This is a genomic window from Micromonospora sp. NPDC049529 (assembly GCF_055586685.1).
Map to the genome: position 1 here is coordinate 18,071 of NZ_JBVJHT010000024.1, position 17,942 is coordinate 36,012.

Annotated in this window: 17 protein-coding genes and 1 pseudogene; 1 reads left to right on the plus strand and 17 read right to left on the minus strand. The window is 69.1% G+C overall.

Going from position 1 to position 17,942, the window contains the following annotated elements:
- Positions 1-117 precede the first annotated feature (117 nt).
- The 3 genes from ACZ6QQ_RS31665 to ACZ6QQ_RS31675 all read right to left on the minus strand — a co-directional run bounded on the left by ACZ6QQ_RS31665 (position 118) and on the right by ACZ6QQ_RS31675 (position 2,537).
- Positions 118-831, minus strand: a complete 714-nt coding sequence (locus ACZ6QQ_RS31665) for a VOC family protein (protein WP_465881276.1) — start codon at positions 829-831, stop codon at positions 118-120.
- Between the two features lie 90 nt (positions 832-921).
- Positions 922-1,356 (minus strand): hypothetical protein, encoded by a 435-nt coding sequence (locus tag ACZ6QQ_RS31670; RefSeq protein ID WP_465881277.1) that lies wholly within the window; start codon positions 1,354-1,356, stop codon positions 922-924.
- A gap of 815 nt (positions 1,357-2,171) precedes the next feature.
- Positions 2,172-2,537 carry a VOC family protein gene (locus ACZ6QQ_RS31675; RefSeq protein WP_465881278.1) on the minus strand — a complete coding sequence of 122 codons (366 nt, stop codon included), beginning with the start codon at positions 2,535-2,537 and terminating at the stop codon, positions 2,172-2,174.
- A gap of 90 nt (positions 2,538-2,627) precedes the next feature.
- On the opposite strand from ACZ6QQ_RS31675, the gene ACZ6QQ_RS31680 reads away from it, so the two are divergent.
- The gene (locus tag ACZ6QQ_RS31680; protein WP_465881279.1) at positions 2,628-3,569 is read left to right on the plus strand and encodes a helix-turn-helix transcriptional regulator; all 942 of its coding nucleotides are present in this window, start codon (positions 2,628-2,630) and stop codon (positions 3,567-3,569) included.
- Positions 3,570-3,819: 250 nt separating this feature from the next.
- On the opposite strand, the pseudogene ACZ6QQ_RS31685 reads toward ACZ6QQ_RS31680, so the two are convergent.
- From ACZ6QQ_RS31685 to ACZ6QQ_RS31750, 14 genes and pseudogenes are all read right to left on the minus strand, one after another.
- Positions 3,820-4,596: pseudogene (locus ACZ6QQ_RS31685) on the minus strand (transposase family protein).
- A 124-nt stretch (positions 4,597-4,720) separates the two neighbouring features.
- Positions 4,721-5,986 (minus strand): glycosyltransferase, encoded by a 1,266-nt coding sequence (locus ACZ6QQ_RS31690; RefSeq protein ID WP_465881281.1) that lies wholly within the window; start codon positions 5,984-5,986, stop codon positions 4,721-4,723.
- Positions 5,987-5,994: 8 nt separating this feature from the next.
- The gene (locus ACZ6QQ_RS31695) at positions 5,995-6,621 is read right to left on the minus strand and encodes a tetratricopeptide repeat protein (protein WP_465881282.1); all 627 of its coding nucleotides are present in this window, start codon (positions 6,619-6,621) and stop codon (positions 5,995-5,997) included.
- Positions 6,618-6,968 (minus strand): hypothetical protein, encoded by a 351-nt coding sequence (locus ACZ6QQ_RS31700; protein ID WP_465881283.1) that lies wholly within the window; start codon positions 6,966-6,968, stop codon positions 6,618-6,620. The genes ACZ6QQ_RS31695 and ACZ6QQ_RS31700 overlap by 4 nt, the downstream gene beginning before the upstream one ends.
- Complete coding sequence (locus ACZ6QQ_RS31705) at positions 6,923-8,023, minus strand: hypothetical protein (protein WP_465881284.1); 1,101 nt, start codon at positions 8,021-8,023, stop codon at positions 6,923-6,925. Before ACZ6QQ_RS31705 ends, ACZ6QQ_RS31700 begins: the two co-directional genes overlap by 46 nt.
- A gap of 27 nt (positions 8,024-8,050) precedes the next feature.
- Positions 8,051-8,185, minus strand: a complete 135-nt coding sequence (locus ACZ6QQ_RS31710; protein ID WP_465881285.1) for a hypothetical protein — start codon at positions 8,183-8,185, stop codon at positions 8,051-8,053.
- A 57-nt stretch (positions 8,186-8,242) separates the two neighbouring features.
- Positions 8,243-8,428, minus strand: a complete 186-nt coding sequence (locus ACZ6QQ_RS31715; protein ID WP_465881286.1) for a hypothetical protein — start codon at positions 8,426-8,428, stop codon at positions 8,243-8,245.
- Between the two features lie 1,106 nt (positions 8,429-9,534).
- Complete coding sequence (locus ACZ6QQ_RS31720; protein ID WP_465881288.1) at positions 9,535-10,143, minus strand: GTP-binding protein; 609 nt, start codon at positions 10,141-10,143, stop codon at positions 9,535-9,537.
- On the minus strand, positions 10,124-10,513 hold the full coding sequence (locus ACZ6QQ_RS31725) for a DUF742 domain-containing protein (protein ID WP_465881290.1): 390 nt from the start codon (positions 10,511-10,513) through the stop codon (positions 10,124-10,126). Before ACZ6QQ_RS31725 ends, ACZ6QQ_RS31720 begins: the two co-directional genes overlap by 20 nt.
- 6 nt (positions 10,514-10,519) lie before the next feature.
- On the minus strand, positions 10,520-10,951 hold the full coding sequence (locus tag ACZ6QQ_RS31730; RefSeq protein ID WP_465881292.1) for a roadblock/LC7 domain-containing protein: 432 nt from the start codon (positions 10,949-10,951) through the stop codon (positions 10,520-10,522).
- A 56-nt stretch (positions 10,952-11,007) separates the two neighbouring features.
- A complete protein-coding gene (locus ACZ6QQ_RS31735; protein ID WP_465881293.1) occupies positions 11,008-13,503 on the minus strand; it encodes a sensor histidine kinase in 2,496 nt (831 codons plus the stop codon).
- A 144-nt stretch (positions 13,504-13,647) separates the two neighbouring features.
- Positions 13,648-15,411, minus strand: a complete 1,764-nt coding sequence (locus tag ACZ6QQ_RS31740) for a prenyltransferase/squalene oxidase repeat-containing protein (protein WP_465881294.1) — start codon at positions 15,409-15,411, stop codon at positions 13,648-13,650.
- Complete coding sequence (locus ACZ6QQ_RS31745; RefSeq protein WP_465881295.1) at positions 15,408-16,331, minus strand: terpene synthase family protein; 924 nt, start codon at positions 16,329-16,331, stop codon at positions 15,408-15,410. The genes ACZ6QQ_RS31740 and ACZ6QQ_RS31745 overlap by 4 nt, the downstream gene beginning before the upstream one ends.
- A complete protein-coding gene (locus ACZ6QQ_RS31750; RefSeq protein WP_465881297.1) occupies positions 16,328-17,689 on the minus strand; it encodes a cytochrome P450 in 1,362 nt (453 codons plus the stop codon). The genes ACZ6QQ_RS31745 and ACZ6QQ_RS31750 overlap by 4 nt, the downstream gene beginning before the upstream one ends.
- Between the last annotated feature and the right edge of the window lie 253 nt (positions 17,690-17,942).

Here is a 17,942-nt window from a genome sequence, read left to right on the forward strand (position 1 = left end):
ACGAACCCGCCGGACGGGGCATGGCCGGGTTCAACACCGGCCGCTACCTGCTCCGTCACCGATCGAGCGGTGTCACCCCGGTCGCCGGACCGGCCACCCGGGACGAGCCCGCAGCCGTCAGCAGGTGAGACAGAACGGGTGTCCGGCCGGATCGGCGAACACCCGGAACCGCTCGCCGCCGCCGTCCAACCGCGACGCGCCCAGCTCCAGTGCCCACGCCTCGCCGGTGTCGAGGTCGTCAACGAGGACGTCCAGGTGCGCCTGCTGCGGGTGGGCCGGGTCGGGCCACCGCGGCGCCCGGTAGTCGCTCACCTGCTGGAACATCACACTGCGGCCGTCGCCGGCGATGAGCGCGCCCTCGGGGCCCTCGTAGGTGACCTCCATGCCGAGCAGGGCAGCGTAGAACCGGGCCAGTGCCGGCGCGTCGGGCGCGTCGATCGTCGCCGCGAACAGCCCCATCGCCGGACCGACGCCGTCACGCTGGCACAGGTCGAACGGGTGCCCGGCCGGGTCGGCGAGGGTGACCCAGGTCGGGCCGTCGGCCAGCCGGGTCGCGCCCAGCTCGACCGCCCGAAGCGCCGCCGCCTCGTAGCCGTCGACCAGCAGGTCGAGGTGGAACTGCTGCGGCTGCTCCTGGCTGGGCCAGCGGGGCGGGACATGGTCCGGGGCGAGTTGGAAGCCGACCTCCTGACCGTCGGCGGTCCGCACCGTGATCCAGCCGGATTCCTTCCGGATGATCTCCCAACCGGCGAGTTCGGCGTAGAACGAGGCGAGCTTTTCGATGTCCGGCGCGTCGAGTGCGACGGCCTCCAGGCGTCCTGTCACAGTCATGCCCGCCATCCTGCCCCCGCCCTCCGACAAGTTCGGGCAGGTCGGCGACGTATTCAAGGGTGGATCCGGACGGGAGCGGACATCACGGGCTCAGACGGTGGTACGCCGCGCTCGTACCAGCAGCACGCCCGCGACCACGACGGCCGCGAGTCCGCCTCCGGCGGTCGCCGCACCCGCCCACACCGGCGTGACCGCGACCGCGGTGCCACCGTTGACCCGCAGTTCCACGGTCAGACCCGGGACGGCGTCGGCCGCACCGAGTTCGATCGACGTGCTCCGCGTCGCGCCGTCGGCCTGCCAGGTGACCGCACATGTCCGTACGCTTCTGCTGCTCGAACCCGTGCCGGTGCGCTCGACCCGGGTCGTGCACTCCCCCACCGTGCCGGTGGTCCGCGACCAGGTCTGGCTGACCAGCAGCCCGGCTCCGACCACCACGAAGATCAGGCCCACCAGGCCGAGCAGCACCGGACCCGCCCGGCGGACCAGCCTGATGCGCCGAGCGGTTGTCGTGATGTCGCGCGCCATACCGGCACGGTACGGACGCCGCCGCGACCACGGACCCGACCATCCAGCCATCCGTCCTCACCGGTCACCCGAATCGTCCCCGTCCGGGTGGGCGGCGGCGGCCGGACGTGGGCGTCGGTCGGCGGGGTTCTGTGCGACCACCGCATCCGCGCGACGAGCCTGGGGCAGGCATAGTGAGCCTTTTCCATCGTGATGGCGCTGGTCACCGCGGATGCGGAAGGGCCGGAGTCGAGGTGAGGTGAGGCTTCCGGTAAGACAGCAGTCGACCAAGATCCGATGCCCACGCGACATGTGGCGAGCCGACCAGGATCAGGAATCCACCCTTGACGCATGCCCGTCGCATTCCCTGCTCCCCCCGGCCATCGGTCGCGGGTCACGAACTGTCAACAGCGGCAGTTCCGGCTTCGACCCACCACAGCTGTGGTGGTGGCGCAGCCCCCGTGGACGCCGCGGTCGCGAGCCGGCCGGGGTGCTTCCGGTATCGATGGCCCGGTGCACCAGCTCGGCTCGCGCCCTGCGTAGTTGCACGCCTGTTGCACGAGGGGCACCCATTTTCGCCACCACGACGGGGACTGTGCGGCGTCCGGTCAACCTGACGCAGCCCGACCACGTGGCGTCCCGGGGCGCAGCCTGCCGGTCGACCGGGGCCGGTCGTGCCAAGCCTGCCCCCGAGGCGCCACGTGGTAGCCCTCCTTGGGTAGTGGGATGCCGCACCCTGACCTGCCTAACCTGCTCGCAGATCCGCGTTTGGTCGGCCATCCCGGAGACCTGTCCACCCGGTGAGGGCCCCTCTCCAACCCCAAGGCGGGAGCGGTTCAGTCGACGGGCGCGACGCGAATGAGGTTGCCGTCTGGGTCGGCGACCACGAAGGTCCGCCCGAACGACTCGTCTCGCGGCTCAGACACGACATGGACTCCTTTGCCCTTCCAGGTTGCGAACTGAGCCTCGATCGCCTCTGGCGCCCCGGGCAGGGCCAGGCAGATCTCACTGGTGCGCATGGTCCCCCGGTGAAAGTCTTCCTTCGCCGAGTTCCACAGGGCGAGTTGGATCCCCGGGGCGAGGTCGAACGCGATGAAGCCGGGGGTCTCGAAGCTCGGCGTGATGTCGAACAGGTCGCTGTAGAAGCGGGCGGCGGACGGGGCGTCGCTGACGTAGACGATGAACATGTTCGGTGCAGGCATGGGCACGCCTTCCTTCCTGGGATTCTGACGGGGACGACCGTAGGGGGAAAACATGCCGGGATCCGTCATGTTCTTGAGAAAGATCGACCTATGACACCCGATCGGTTCTTCTCGCTGCTGGTGGCGCTACAGGCTCGGCCAACGACGACCGTCACCGCCCTGGCGGGCGAGGTCGGCGTCTCGGTGAGAACGATCATCAGGGACCTGCACTGGCTTCAGGAGGCGGGATTTCCGCTTGTGCTGCGGCGCGGTCGGCACGGCGGCGTCACGTTGCTCCCCGGAGGCGCGCTGGACGCCTCGCGTCTGACACCAGACGAACGGGAGCATCTCGCGCTCACCGGTCTCGACGACACTCAGCGCCGACGGCTGGGTGTCGATGACGTCACCGGACGCGCGTTGCGCAAGGTCGCCGGCACATCACCGCAAGGAGACCTGCTGGCAATCGGAGACCTTGTGACGAGCGACAACCGACCGTGGTTTGGCCGCGACCCTGAGGGCGTGTCGCCAGCTGCGATCATCGGAGACCTCCGCCGGGGAGTACGCCTGAAGCTCGAATACCAACGGTCAGCCGAGACGACGGCCCGCTGGCGGACGGTCGACCCGTACGGGCTCCTGGCAAAGGGGGGACGCTGGTACCTCGTCGCGGACGAGCGGGGCAAGCCACACCTGTTCGCCCTACAGCACCTCACCCAGTGGCAGCCCCTCCGCAGCCCCAGCCGACTCCGCTCCGGAGCGGACCTCACAACCGTCGCAGCTGATCTGACGTCGGGCTGGGAAACCGCAAGCGACGGGCTGATCCGGATCCGCCTCGACGTCGGCCAGGTCGAACGCGCCAAACGCATCCTCGGCTCGCGCCTGACCATCGGTCAGTCCGACGGAGACGGCAGCGTGGCAGCCACACTGCGTATCCGCAGCCTCGAAGACGTGCGCCAGCTCCTGCCTTTCGGGGACGCGGTGACCGTGCTTGACCCGCCCGAAGCACGTGAGCGTGTCAAGCAGTTGGCACAGCAGATCTGTCGGCACTACGAGTGAGACGGCCAGCAAGGGGCATTTCGGAAGATACTAGCTACTCCTCGACTTGACTCGCCCCACCTGTAGACGCTCGACGAAGGCTGGGACGGCCGTCGGATCCTATTCCCGCTCCGGCGTGAGCCAGGTGCTCCGGGAATGCTCCGAGTACGGGGAGGATCGCGCGGAACGGGCCTGGCCGACAGCTCTTCGCGGAGCGTCTGACCAGGCCGTTCGCCGGTGGCGATACTGGGATCGAACACAGTCCTTCTCGTCACGAGTAGCGGTCGGTTTCGGTGGCTTGGAGAAAGAGGATGGCGTGCAGGATCGCGGTGGCGCGGCGTGGGCAGCAGCAGAGCTTGACCAGTGATATCCAGGCCTTCAGGGTGGCGGCAGCGTTCGCCGCTCGCGCGGATTCGGGCATGGGTACGGTTCACGGCCCTCTGCCGCCGTGACAGCGATGGCCGGTGCCGGTGGCGCTTGAACGGAGTCCGGACCGGGCCGCCGGCGCCTTGATATGCCTTGTCCGCGAACGTCATCACGTTTCGGCAGGTCAACGCGTCGATTAGACCGGTGGTTCGCGCAGCGTTCAGGTCGTGCACGGCACCGGGTAGAGCGGGTGAGGCCCAGACGAGCCGGCCGGCGGGATCGGTAAGACCTGTACGTTCACGCCATGTCGTTTGTGCTTGCCCGACTAGTACGGCCGCTGGTCCGCGACCCGGTCGATCGGGACGAGCGTGCCATCGAGGATCGCGTACGCCAGCCGGGCAACTCGTGCAGCGCAGGCGTTGAGATCGTCGGTGAGGGCGGTGAGTAGGTCGACCGCCTCACGCACGTACCGCCAGGCAGTGCCCGTTCCTACGGCGAATACGGCAGCGAGGCAGGCGTAGGTGTCGCCGTTACCCAGGTGGGCGAGGACCAGCAACGCCTGTTGCCCGGGATGCAGGCGTCGCCATCGGCACCGACGCTGGATGCGGTGGGCGCGAATCAGGTCGGCCAGACGGTTAAGAGTGCGAGTGGAGAACGGAATCGCGGCAGGGTAGGACAGCAACGAGGCTCCCGATTGGGACATCGGATCTTGGTCGACTGCTGTCTTACCGGGAGTCTCACCTCACGCCGACTCCGGCCCTTCCACGCCCGCCGTGACCAGCGCGATCGCGATGGAAAAGGCTCAGTCATATGTTCAGCAGGCCGCCGTTGCGCAGGGTGTCGTCCTTGATCGCGATAAGATTCGCGGAGACGTACGGGATATTGTGCGTCTGGTGCCATTCGCTCGGGAAGTACGTGACCAACCGCGACACCTGGAAACGGCACTTGACTTCAGGCACGAACCGAGAATAGTTCGCGTCCGTGAAATACCAGAACGAGTTTTCGTTGTAGAACGCCACATGCGTCGGATCCTGGTAGGCACCCCGACCGTCGGTGCTGGGGGTCAGCGACAGCAGCATCCCGTTCGGCGCGAGCAGCCGGTACAACTCGTTGAACAGCGCGATTTTGTCCGGAATGTGTTCCAGGAAATCCACCGCCCGAATGACTCCGACACTGTTGTCCGGCAGGTCGACCCCCTTCGTTATGTCGCAGACCATGTCGACGCCTGCCCCGTCGTGGTAGTCCAGACCGAGATATCCTTCCGGCTTGCCGTGGGCGGCCCCCAGGTCGAGCGCCAGGAGTCCCTGCCGCCGCGACCAGGTCAGCACATTCTGCTGGATGTTCCGGTCGTAGATCTCCACCGTACGCTGCTGGATACGGGCGTTGAGATCCGGAACGCGCTGCGTGTTCTTGGCATGCATGCGCTGCAGGTACAGACATTTCCGAATATGATGAAACTCGCTCACCTGGTAGATCCGAGCCATGAGATCAGCGTCGTCCGCGACGTCCAACGACTCGTCGTATCCGCCGACCTTCTCGTAGATGTCCCGACGGAAGGCCCGCACGTGGTTCGGTGCGTACCAGATGTAGCTCACATTGTGCGGCGTCGGCGGCAACGCCCGACAGACCAACACCTCGCGTCCGTCCACCTTCTCGTCGTAGTGCCGCCAGCCGAACGAAGTCGCGAAACGGTCTTCACAGCGGCTACCGTCCTCCTGGATCTGCGCGGTGTCGCTGTAGACGAACCCCACCTCCGGATTGGAGTCGAAGGCGTCGACGATTTCCCGCAGACAGTCGCTGCTGAGCAGATCGTCGTCGTCAAGCTCGACCAGGATGTCCCCGGCAGCCTCGGCGCAGGCGTACGCCTTCACGGCGCCAACGCCGTTCAGGTTGTCCTGGACAATGAGCCGGATTCGATCGTCATGGACCTCGGGCCGCCAACGAGACCCCTGATTGAGAATGACCACCCATTCCCAGTCGGCGAAGGTCTGCGCGACCAGTGATCGGAAACATTCGTCAATGAAACGTGTACGGTTGCTCCCCGTGAAGACCGTTACGCGCGGTGTGTGCATTGAGCCGATCACCTGTCCGCCGGAGCCGAGGACGAAGCGGTCGGGTCGGCGCGGTACTTCTCCGGAACGGCTGAGGCGAGCCCGCTGTCCAGCCGGATCGCCGCGTCGAAGGCGTCCCGCGCTTCCGCGTCGTCACCCGCTTGAGACAGCAGTATCCCCAGTCGAAGGTAGGCGGTCGACGATTTGTCGTCGATCGACACGACCTTGCGGTAGATTTCCATCGACGTCGCCGGGTCCTTACTTTCCAGTGCAATCGCCTTGTTGTAAAGGGCCGGCTTGTAGCTGGCGTCGGCCTCCAGCGCCTTGTCGTAGTTGCTGACGGCTTCGTCGGCCTGGTTGCGCGACTGGGCGATGAAGCCCAGGTTGAACCAGGCAAATTTGTTGTTGGCCTCGGCGGCCAGCACCTTCTCGAAGGTGGCCTTCGCCTCGTCGAAGTTACCGGCTTGGCCCTGCTCGACGCCGAGATTCAACAGATCCGACGGCGCGGTACCGGTATTGGTGCCACCATTCGCCTTGTCGCTGTTGCTGGAGGTGCTCGCCTGCGGCTTGCCGGCAGGCTCCTCGCTGCATGCCGCGACTCCGGTCAGCAGGACCGCACCACAGGCGAGTGACCCGAATATCTGACGCATGCTCATTTCTCCTCCTTGACGGTAACGGGCCGGTCCGACTTGCTGTTCGGTCGACTGGGCTTGCCACTGTTGGCCGTCGCCCGGCCCGATGTGTTGGCCGGAGCCCCGAACGCCACCGGCGTGGTGGGCGAGATGCAGGACACCCAGATGTCGGCACCTCCGCCGGTGAAGGTGAACTGGTAGCCACTGATCGAGAGCGGCTGAATCAGCACCGGGTTGACGCCCGCCCCCGCGAGCTGATATCCGGTTCCGACAGCGATGTCTCCGGCCTCGCACCCGAAATTGACGGGGGTGTCCGCGATTACGGTCAGCGGGCCCTGAATGTAGGCGGACTGGATTCCGTTGCCCGCCAATCCCTGCGCGCCCTGGGCACCCTGCGGTCCCTGTGCGCCCTGGGGCCCCTGCACGCCCTGCGGTCCCGGTACGCCTTGCAAGCCCTGCGCACCTTGGGCGCCCTGGGTCCCTTGAGCACCCACATCGCCCTGAGCGCCCTGGAAGCCTTGGGCTCCTTGAACTCCCTGGGTCCCTTGAGCACCCACATCGCCCTGAGCACCCTGGAAACCTTGAGCACCCTGCACCCCCGCAACGCCCTGAGCACCCTGAGCGCCCTGAGCACCCACGTCGCCCTGGGCACCCTGAGTACCTTGAGGACCCTGAACTCCCTGGGCTCCTTGAGCACCCACGTCGCCCTGAGCACCCTGGAGACCTTGAGGACCCTGCACCCCCGCAACGCCCTGAGCACCCTGTGCGCCCTGCGCACCCGCATCACCCTGAGCGCCCTGGGAACCTTGAGCACCCGCAGCGCCCTGGGCGCCCTGGGCACCCACGTCGCCCTGAGCACCCTGAGGACCTTGAACACCCGCAACACCCTGAGCACCCTGCGCACCCACGTCGCCCTGGGCACCTTGAGCGCCTTGAGTACCCGCATCGCCCTGGGCACCTTGAAGACCTTGAGGACCCTGAACACCCGCCACACCCTGAGCACCTTGAGCACCTTGAGTACCCTGAATACCCGCATCGCCCTGAGCACCCTGAGGACCTTGAACACCCGCAGCGCCCTGGGCACCCTGGGCACCCACGTCGCCCTGGGCACCCTGAAGACCTTGAGGGCCCTGAACACCCGCCACACCCTGAGCACCTTGAGCACCCGCATCGCCCTGCGGACCTTGAGGACCTTGAACACCGGCAACGCCCTGAGCACCCTGTGCACCCTGCGCACCCACGTCGCCCTGGGCACCCTGAAGACCTTGAGGGCCCTGAACACCCGCCACACCCTGAGCGCCTTGGACACCCGCGTCGCCCTGAGCACCCTGAGCACCCTGAGCACCTTGAGGACCCTGAACACCCGCCACACCCTGAGCACCTTGCACACCCACATCGCCCTGAGCACCCTGAGGACCCTGAACACCCGCCACACCCTGAGCACCTTGCACACCTACATCGCCCTGAGCACCCTGAGCACCTTGCGGACCCTGAACACCCGCCACACCCTGTGCACCTTGCACACCCACATCACCCTGAGCACCTTGAGGACCTTGCGGACCCTGAACACCCGCCACACCCTGAGCACCTTGCACACCTACATCGCCCTGAGGGCCCTGAAGACCTTGAGGTCCTTGAGCACCCGCTACGCCTTGCGCACCTTGAGCACCCACATCGCCCTGAGCGCCCTGGGCACCCAAATCGCCCTGCGGACCCTGAGGACCTTGAACACCCGCCACACCCTGGGCACCTTGAGGACCCTGACCACCCGCGTCGCCCTGAGCGCCCGCATCACCCTGAGCACCCTGAAGACCTTGAGGACCCTGGACACCCGCCACGCCCTGAGCACCCTGATCGCCCTGGTTGCCATGAGTTCCCTGGGCGCCTTGAGCGCCCTGAGGGCCCTTAGCGCCCTGGGGACCATGCGGATAGCCCCCCTTCGGCCGCCCGCCCTTGTCGTGCCCACCCGACGGCCCCTGCCAGCCCTGTGGCCCGTAGTCCGGTGTCCCTCCTGGGTGGTCCCTCGAATCGTCAGGTCCACCGTCGTCGTCGCGGCCAGTCGACCAGGACGACGGCCACCCGCCGTACTCGCTGAACAGACCGGGCGTACCGATGTGCACACCCTCGGCAGACGATTTCGCTTCCACCGGTTGTGCTGCGGCGGCTGCGGGCCCACCCGTCATCCCGACTGCCAGCAGGACAGAACTCAGCCCTGAAGCGGCACGACCATGCTTCGGCCCCCGCCGCAGCCGTTGGTTGTTGCTCATGACCCCTCCAGAGAGCCGCGCCAGATATACCCAGAGCCACCTACCAATGACACACAGTCACTCGCCAGGCGATTTGCAGCGTATCCGACCGATTCATCGGGAGAGAGGGGTTTTAGCTCCAGTTAGACTGTTCTGGAACAAAAGCGGATCTTCTTCGTGATCAGCTTGCACAAGCCCGCCAACCAGTCCCAGACCCGGCGATGCGGGCCGGTCATCCCAAGGGCTCACCAGTACGGCTCCAGGTCCCGAACGGAGCACGATCACGAGCGCCACGGGGCCGGTTCGGGCACGCAGCAGCGCAGCCTGGTGTGGCGAGGCAACGACGCCGTGGGTGCCCGCACCCTGCACCAGGAGCGCAGCTGCGGAACATCGGCGGCAGCCTGCGACCAGGCTAGTGATCAACTGCGGACCCGCGACTGTCGACAGGTCCAAAACGATCTCGTACCACTGGACAGCGCCCGTACCGTTCGGGCGGTCGCGCCGCTGCGACCCGGCCCGGTTCATCCGATCGATCGCATTGGTGATGCGACCAGCGAGGATCCCGCTACCGAAACCACGAAGAGGCTGCGTCGGCCGTAACGGCGCCCGACACAGCCCACCCGTGACTACTCAGATCCCCTTGCGTCACCAAGGGTTCGACGATCGAGATCCCTGATCCGTCAGAGAGAACCTAGCGACCGGCCGCCGCCCGGTCCCGCTCGCGACGTTGCATGGCCTCGTGCAGCAGGGCGATCAGAACCTCCTTGCCGGACTGCCGCTGCCGGGCGTCACAGAGCATCACCGGTACGTCCGGGTCGAGGTCGAGCGCGAGCTTGACCTCTTCGAGCGCGTACTGGCGGGCGCCCTCGAAGCAGTTCACCGCCACGATGAACGGCGTGCCCTGCCGCTCGAAGTAGTCGATCGAGGGGAAGCAGTCGGCGAGCCTGCGGGTGTCGGCGAGGACAACCGCGCCGAGCGCGCCGAGCGCCAACTCGTCCCAGACGAACCAGAACCGGTCCTGTCCCGGTGTGCCGAAGAGGTAGAGGACCAGGTCGTCGTTGATCGTGATCCGACCGAAGTCCATCGCCACGGTCGTGGTGGTCTTCGCCTCGACGCCGGAGATGTCGTCGATTCCGATGCCCTGCTCGGAGAGGACCTCCTCGGTACGCAGCGGTCCGGTCTCGCTGACCGCCCCGACCATGGTGGTCTTACCGACCCCGAACCCGCCGGCGATCAGGATCTTGAAGGCCGTCGGTAGCGAGTGGCTACCGACGGGGGCGTCAGAGTGCTCGTAGTCCATTGATCACTGCCTCGAATACGCTGTCGTCCGGTAGGGCGGTCGCCGGCCGGGGTTCCCGCACCTCTACGAAGTGCCGCTCAAGCAGGTCGCCGAGCAGGACGCGGATGGTGCCCAGGGGCAAGTTGAGGTGCGCCGCGACCTCCGCGACCGACTGTGTCCGCTGGCAGAGGCCGACGATGGCAAGGTGCTCGGGCCCGAGGCCGATCTCCAACGGAGTGTCGGCCCGGGTGGTCAGCACCAGTGAGATCAGGTCGAACCTGCCTCGGACGGGCCGGGTCCGTCCACGGGTCATCGCGTACGGACGGACCACCGGCCCGGCGTGGTCGTCAACCCACTGGTCCTCCGTGGATCCTCCCTCGGGAGCGGTCATGGCGGCCTACTTCTCTCCACCGGGTGACGGCGCCGGACCCGACTCCCGCGCCGGTGAGGCGAGGAACTTCCCGGCCCGGGTCACCAGCATCGCCATCTCGTACGCGATCAGCCCGACGTCCGCGTCCTCGTCGGCGAGTACGGCCAGGCACGCGCCCCGACCCGCCGCGGTGACGAACATGAACTGGGACTGCATCTCGATGATGGTCTGCTGCACGGTGCCACCGCCGAACCGCTTTCCGGCGCCCCTGGCGAGGCTCTGGATCCCGGCCGCGACCGCCGCCAGGTGCTCGCCGTCGTCGCGGCCGAGTCCCTTCGAGCGAGCCACCAGCAGGCCATCCACGGAGAGGACGATGGCATGCTCAGCCTGCTTGACCCGGCCGACCAGATCATCCAACAGCCAGGCCAGGTCGGCGCTCGACGCTGTCTTGTGCACCACTCGTTGTCCTCTGTCTCCTGTCGGCGAGGGGTCGCCGAGTCGATCTCCTGATTCGGTCACGTACGCGGCTGGTCCGGGGGCGTGTTGTCGTCCCCGTCCGCCGCAGCGGCCTGTGCCTGCGCCTCCTCGTGCGTCAGCCGAGCGGCCTCGGACCGGCCGCGCCTGGTGCCGATCTGGTACGAGCTCATCATCGAACGGATCTGCTCCGGCGGCCGGGGAGCGTCGTCGCCGTCGATCTCGATCGACGCCCCCTGATCCTCCTGCTGCAACGGCTTGGCCAGGTTGGCCTGCCGGACCCGCACCGGCAGGCCGGACGGGGTCTGCACGGCCCCGGTGTCCGGCGCCGCCGGCGGCGACTGAACCACCGGCGGGACGACGGGCGGCGCGGCGCCTCCGGACGGCGGCTGTGCCGGGCCCGACCCGGTGCGCTGCCGCGGGATCAGGCTCTCCACCCGTTGGGTGGTCAGTGGTGGCCGCGCCGACCGCGCCGGCAGGGGCGGGGCCTCGGTCCGGTCCGCCCCGGCCGCCGGGCCCGGCGCCCACGACGCCGCAGCCGGCTCCGGTCCCCCGGCCACGGTCGTCGCGGCGACCCGGACGTTCGACGGGACGCCGTCGGCCGCGGGCCGGGCCGGCGCCGGGATCTGCTGGTCCTGTTCGGGGCCGCCGTCGGTCACCAGGGCGAGCGGAATGAGGACCACGGCGGTGGTGCCGCCGTACGGCGACTCCTTGAGGTGGGCCCGTACGCCGTGCCGCTCGATGAGCCGGCTGACCACGTACAGCCCCAGACGGGTGGCGTTGGCGAGGTTGAACTCCTGCTGGCTGACGATCTGCTCGTTGGCCTGGGCGAGGTCCTCCTCGCTCATGCCGAGCCCGCGGTCCTCGATCTCGACGACGAAGCCGTTCGCCACCATCTGCCCCTTCACCTCGACCCCGGTGTTCGGGGGTGAGAAGGAGAGGCCGTTCTCGATCAGCTCGGCCAGCAGGTGGATGACGTCACCGACGGCCCGGCCGGCGAGTGCCACCGAGCCCATGGGCAGCACGGTGACCCGGGTGTAGTCCTCCACCTCGGCGACCGCGCCGCGTACCACGTCGACCATCGGCACGTTGCGACGCCAGGCACGACCCGGCTTCGATCCGGAGAGCACGATCAGGTTCTCGGCGTTGCGCCGCATCCGGGTGGCCAGGTGGTCGACCCGGAACAGGTCCTCCAGTTCCTCGGCGTCGTTCTCCCGCCGCTCCATCGCGTCGAGCAGGATGAGCTGGCGGTGCACCAGGGCCTGGGTACGCCGGGCGAGGCTGAGGAAGATGTCCCGTACGCTGCGCCGCAGTTCGGCCTGTTCCACCGCGGTGCGGATGGCGGTCTCCTGGACCACGTTGAACGCCTGACCCACCTGGCCGATCTCGTCGCCGCCGAAGTCCAGCGGCGGCGCCTCGGTGGAGACGTTCACCTCCTCGCCTCGGCCGAGGCGCTCGACAACGCCGGGCAGCCGCTCGTTGGCCAGGGTGTGGGCCGCCTCGCGCAGCCGTTCGAGCTGGGCGACCAGGGCTCGGGCCGTGGTCACCGAGACGATGACCGAGGCGATGACCGCGAACGCGCCGAGGACGGCGGCGAGGAAGATCCGGACGATGACCCAGATGGCGCCCGGTGTGCTGCGCTCGACGATGCCGTCGCCGCCGGTGATCACCACGTCGTGGAGCTGCTGTAGCGCCGGCTCGACCACGCCCTGCCAGTCCGTCGGCTTGATCGGCAACGCGGTGCCGTTGCGATTCGCCAGCAGCAGTCGGTCTTCGGCGCTGCGCAGGCGGAGGAACGCGTCACCGGCGAGCATGTCGTCGTACCGGGCCCGGTCGCGGGTTTCCAGGTCGCTGACGGTCTTGCTGCCCATGAAGCGCTGTGCCCCGACGAGCTTCGCGACCTCGGCGTACTCGGCGGGGGTGATCCTACCGGCGGAGAGGATTCCGGTGACGAGCGCGTCCTCTTGGGAGATCAGCTCGTACTGCCGGTTCAGGTCGATCAGGGCGGCGGCCTGGGTGGCGATCGTCTCGTCGTCGAGGCTGCCCAGCGCGTCGTAGACGCGGAAGATGCCGTCGATGACACCGGTGTAGGCGGCGGCCGCCGCGCCCCGGTCGATGGTCCGGGCGTCGATCTGGGCCCGGATGGTGTTCAGTTCGTCGAGCTGGGCGACGGTCGCGCCGACCCGACGCTCGAGTTCGGAGGTGCCGGCGATGTCGGCCTGTCGGCTCTGTGCGGCCCGGCTGAACTCGGCCGCGAACCCCTGGGTGCCCGCCCGCGCCGCGTCCAGGTCCGTCCGGGGGGCCTTGGCCGAGCCCAGGTACGCCAGGGACAGCCGCCGCTCGGCCTGAAGTCCCTGCAGCAGGGGCTCGCTCGGCTCGTACACGTAGCTGTTGAGCGCCTGGGCGAAGAGGAGGTTGGTCCCCTCGCGCAGCGTCACCCATGCGGCGAACACCCACAGGGCGGTGAGCGATACCAGGAGTGCGACCACTTTGGTACGTAGATTCGCGCTGCTGCCGCGAGGAATGCGGGGAGCCATTACACCGTCCCAGGCCGGATCGGGGGTGTCGTCATATGTCGGTGATACGCCGTACCGAATACTTTTGCGGGTTGTTCGGGGAGTGCGGTCACGCTAGCAGTATCGGACAAGTCATCTCAAGTCCAGACAATGGGACGACGGTTATCAGTGCAGCGCCGGTCGCGTCACCAGATCCGCCCTGTTGGCGACGAGGTGAACGGCCGCCAGGATGACGGAGTGCACGATCGTTGTCGGCGCGTAGAGGTCCTTACCGTGCCACAGCGCCGGGTGCGCCCGACGCCCGACGGTGCGCCGAAGATAGGAGTATCCACTAAGGATGGAAGCGCGGAGCGCGCCGGGCAGGGGTGCGCCGACTCCCAGCAGAACGTGCAGCGCGTACGCCGTCTCCTCGGCCGTTCCCGCCCACCGTCCCCACGAGCCGTCCGGCCGCTGACCGGCGACGACCCAGTCCACCGCCCGGCCGAGCGTCTCGGCGATCGCCGGCCCGCGACCGTGTTCGCGCAGCGCGAGCACGGCGCAGGCGGTGGCGTAGTACGGGGAGGCGTGCCAACGGTCGCACCACGCCCCGTCGGGGTGCTGCTGCTCCCGGAGCCAGCCCGACAACCGGCGCACGGCCCGCGAGTATCGCTGGTCGGCGTCCGGTCGGGCGGTCAGGTGCTGGCCGAACGCGTCCAGGACGTGGGCGTTGGTGGTGACGGACGCCCCGTCTTCGCCGGGCCAGGTGGAGAAGTGGTCTCCGGTGTCGTAACCCCACAGACTGTCCGGCTCGGTCGGCACCCCGAGGTGGCCGAGCGCGTAGAGGGTCACGGCGGTGGTGTCGGCGTCGGCCGGCAGGCCCGGTCCGGTCGGTGTCCCGGTCGGTCCGAGTGCCCCGGCCAGACTGTCGACCAGTTCCCGGGGTGCGATGAAGCGGACCCCGGAGCGGGCCAGTCCACTGAGGACCCAGGCGCGCTCGAAGACGGTGATCGGGGTCGGGCAGGGCACCGGGCCGCCCCGACCCCGGGCCAGTGTTTCGAGGTACGTCCGGGCGGCGCCGGCACCGGGCGGCCGCCGGTCACCGACCCCGTCGGCCCCTTCGGCCAACCCGTCGGCCCCCGCGGCCGAGCCGGCTTCGCCACCGCCCGCCGCACCGTCCTGCTCGGCTACGGCGTGGTCCGTCCGCGACGCGACGGCGAGCCAGGCCGCGGTGGCCGCCGGTGACGCGCCGACCGTGCCGTACCGGCCGGGACCGATTCCGGACGGGAGCCCGGCCTCGGGGCCGACCACCTCGAACGAGTGCGCCAACTTCGCCGGTACCTGCGCGCCGGCGGCGATCAGCCGGCGGACCGCGACCAGCCGGCCGGCGCTCATGCCCGGCGGCAGGCCGAGGCGCGGTCCCGGTCGCCAGCCGGGCGGCCACCCGGACGGATCGTCGAGGTGCCGGTTGATCGCCTCGACCAGTGCCGGCACGATCAGGTCGACCGCCGGTGTGTCGGGCAGGCGCAGCGCCTCGTCGCCGAGCCAGCCGACGAGCATTGCCATCCCCCGCTCCGCCGCACCCGCCAGTTCCCACCCGGCCACCGCGGACCTGCGGCCGGTCGAGCCCCGGCGCAGTACGGTCAGCAGCGCCTCGACCGCACTCAACGTCGGTACGAGACCGTAGCCGTCCGGTGCGCCCCAGCCGCCGTCCGGGCGTTGCGCCGACAGCACGAACCGCAGCCGCTCGTCGTGTCCGGCCAGCCAGGGGGCAAGCGTGAGCAGGCGGGCCGTCTCGTAGACCGACGCGGCGACCCGGCCCCACGGTTGCCCGACCAGGTCGGCGAGCAGCCGTTCGACCTCCCCGGCGAGGTCGTCCGGGACGGCTTCCTGCGGGGCCGGGGCGTCACAGCCCGGCTCGGTCGCGGGACCGGGGGCGACGGACGTGGTCACAGCCGGCCCCAGAAATCGGCACCGCCACCGTAGAAGCGGGTGACGAAGCCCAGCTGCCGGGCCAGGTAGGACGCCTGGCGCGGGCATTGCGTCCGCAGCGGCGCGAGCAGGTCCAGGCAACGGTCGACCAGCTCGGCGATGCGCCCGGCCACCCAGTCCCGGTCGACCCCGAGCATCAGGACGTTCAGGTCGCCCGCCCCCCAGCTCACGTCACGGTCGTAGGTGGCCAGGTCGTTCACCAGCCGCAACACCTGCTGCACCTGCCGGCCGGCGGCCCGCAACCCGTCGAGCACGTCCAGGCACTCCGGCTCGCCCGCACGCAGCCAGTGCGAGAGGTTCACCCAGGCGAGCCCGGTGTTGTCGGCCGCCTCCAGGTAGCCGGCGACGTCGGGCAGGACCGACTCGTCACCGGCCGCGCGGGCCGACTTCCAGCCCCACTCGCGGGTCATCGCGGCCAGGGTCCGGCCCAGTTCCGCCCGCCACAGCGACGCGTACGTCGAATACGCCGGCATGGTGACGAGTTCGTCCCGGATGTCGGCGAGGAAACCGGCCAGCGGTGCCCCCTCGGCGGGTGCGGCGCCCTCGGCGACGGCGAGGCAGTCCGCCGTGAGTTCGTCGACCCGGTCGGCGGTGACCGCGAGGGTGTCGACCTGCCAGTCGAGTGCGAATATCCACAGTGCCGCCCGGTTCGCCACCCGCAGGTCGGCCGGGGTTGCCCAGGTCGCGTTGCAGGCGGTGGCGTACGCGACGCCGCCGATCAACGCCGCGTCGAACGGCTTCCCGGTGAACAGCTCCGGGTAGGTCTCGACCCGTTCGGTCAGGTCGCGCTGGCCGGCGATCGTGAGCGCGCCGAGCGCGGCCAGCTCGGTGCCGTACGAGAAGTCCCGCCGGGCGTCGGCCCGCGACGCTACCGCCGTCACGCCGCCACGGCCCGGACCGGACGCAGCACCAGCTTCGCTGCGGTGGCGGGGCGCAACGAGGCGCCCATCCGGGGGGTGAAGTCGGCCGCGCCGACCAGCTCGGGCCGGAATCGACTCAGCAGCGTGGCGATGATCAGCGGCGCCTCGACCGCGAACAGGTACTGCCCCAGGCACCGGTGCTGACCCCCGCCGAACGGGAAGTAGCTGTAGTGCGGCTCGGGTTTCGGCCCGTCCGGATCGAACCGCTCGGGATCGAAGTGCGCCGGCCGCGACCAGAACGCCGTCATCCGGTGGGTCACGTACGGGCTGACGAGGATGGTCGCGCCGGCCTCGATCCGGGTGCCGCCGAGCACCTCGTCGCCGACCGCCATCCGGGGGATGAACCAGCCGGCCGGCCAGAGCCGCAGCAACTCGTCCAGCACCATCCGGGTGTAGCGCAGCTCCGGCACGTGGCTGCGGCGTACCGGCGTACCGCCGACGACCCGGTCGATCTCGGCCTGGAGTGTGCCGGCGACCTCGGGATGCGCCGCCAGTACCGGCCAGAGCCAGGAGAGCACCGCGATCGTCGTCTCGGTGGAGGTCGACACCATCGCGACCACGTCGTCGCGGATCTGCTTCTCGGTGACCGGGCGGCCGTCGACCTCCCGAGGGGCGCAGAGCACGGAGATGACGTCGTCGCCGCCGTCGGGATTGCGCCGCACCCGCCTGATGATCGGGAGCACGATCTCGTCGAGCGTCGCGACGGCGGCCGCGAAGGCCCGGTCGCCGGGGAGTGGCATCCAGTTCGGCGCCCACGGGACCATGATCCGGGGGATCATCTCGGTCGCGATCACCCCGAACGCGTCGACCATCCGGACCGCGTCGGGGACGCTGATCCGGTCGCCGAACAGCACCCGCATGGTCGCCTGGCACACGATCCGGGCCAGCTCGCTCGCGGCGTCGACGGTTGCGCCCGCCTGGGCGGGCTCGGCCAGACCGGCAACCGCGTCCTCGATCGCCTCGGCCATCCGGTCGGTCATGGTGTTGACCCGACCGGGGGTGAACAGCGGGCGCAGCACGTCGCGACTCGACTTCCAGATCGGGCCCTCGGTGACCAGGACCGCCTCGCCCACGGCCCGGCGTACGCCGTCCCAGAGCAGCCCTTCCCGGACGTACCGGTCCGGGTTGTGCAGCACGGTCTCCAGGTGGTCCGGGGAGGTCACCAGGTAGGGGCCGACCGAGCCGACGCCGAGCCGGACGATCTCGCCGTTCGCCGCGTTGCCGGCCTCCACCAACGCGTCCAGTGGATGCCGGACCAGTCCCGGCAGCTTGCGCAGGGCAAGCCGTCGGGCCGGTGTCCCGGACGCCGTCTGCGTCATCGGATCCCTCCCGGACGTCGCCGCCGTTGCGCCTCGTCCGTCAACCGGCGGCTGCGGTACCGGCTCGTGACCGGGCCCGCTGGTGACACAACTTGATCGAGCTGATCCGGGCCACTGTAGATCTCGGTATCCGTCCGGTCCATCGATGAACCGATGGTCTGTCAGAGATCGACCGGGCCGGCTCGGGTGCTGCCACGGCCCTCGACGGTGACCCTCGGCGACCGAGCGTCGACAGGAGTCGTCACCGTGAGAT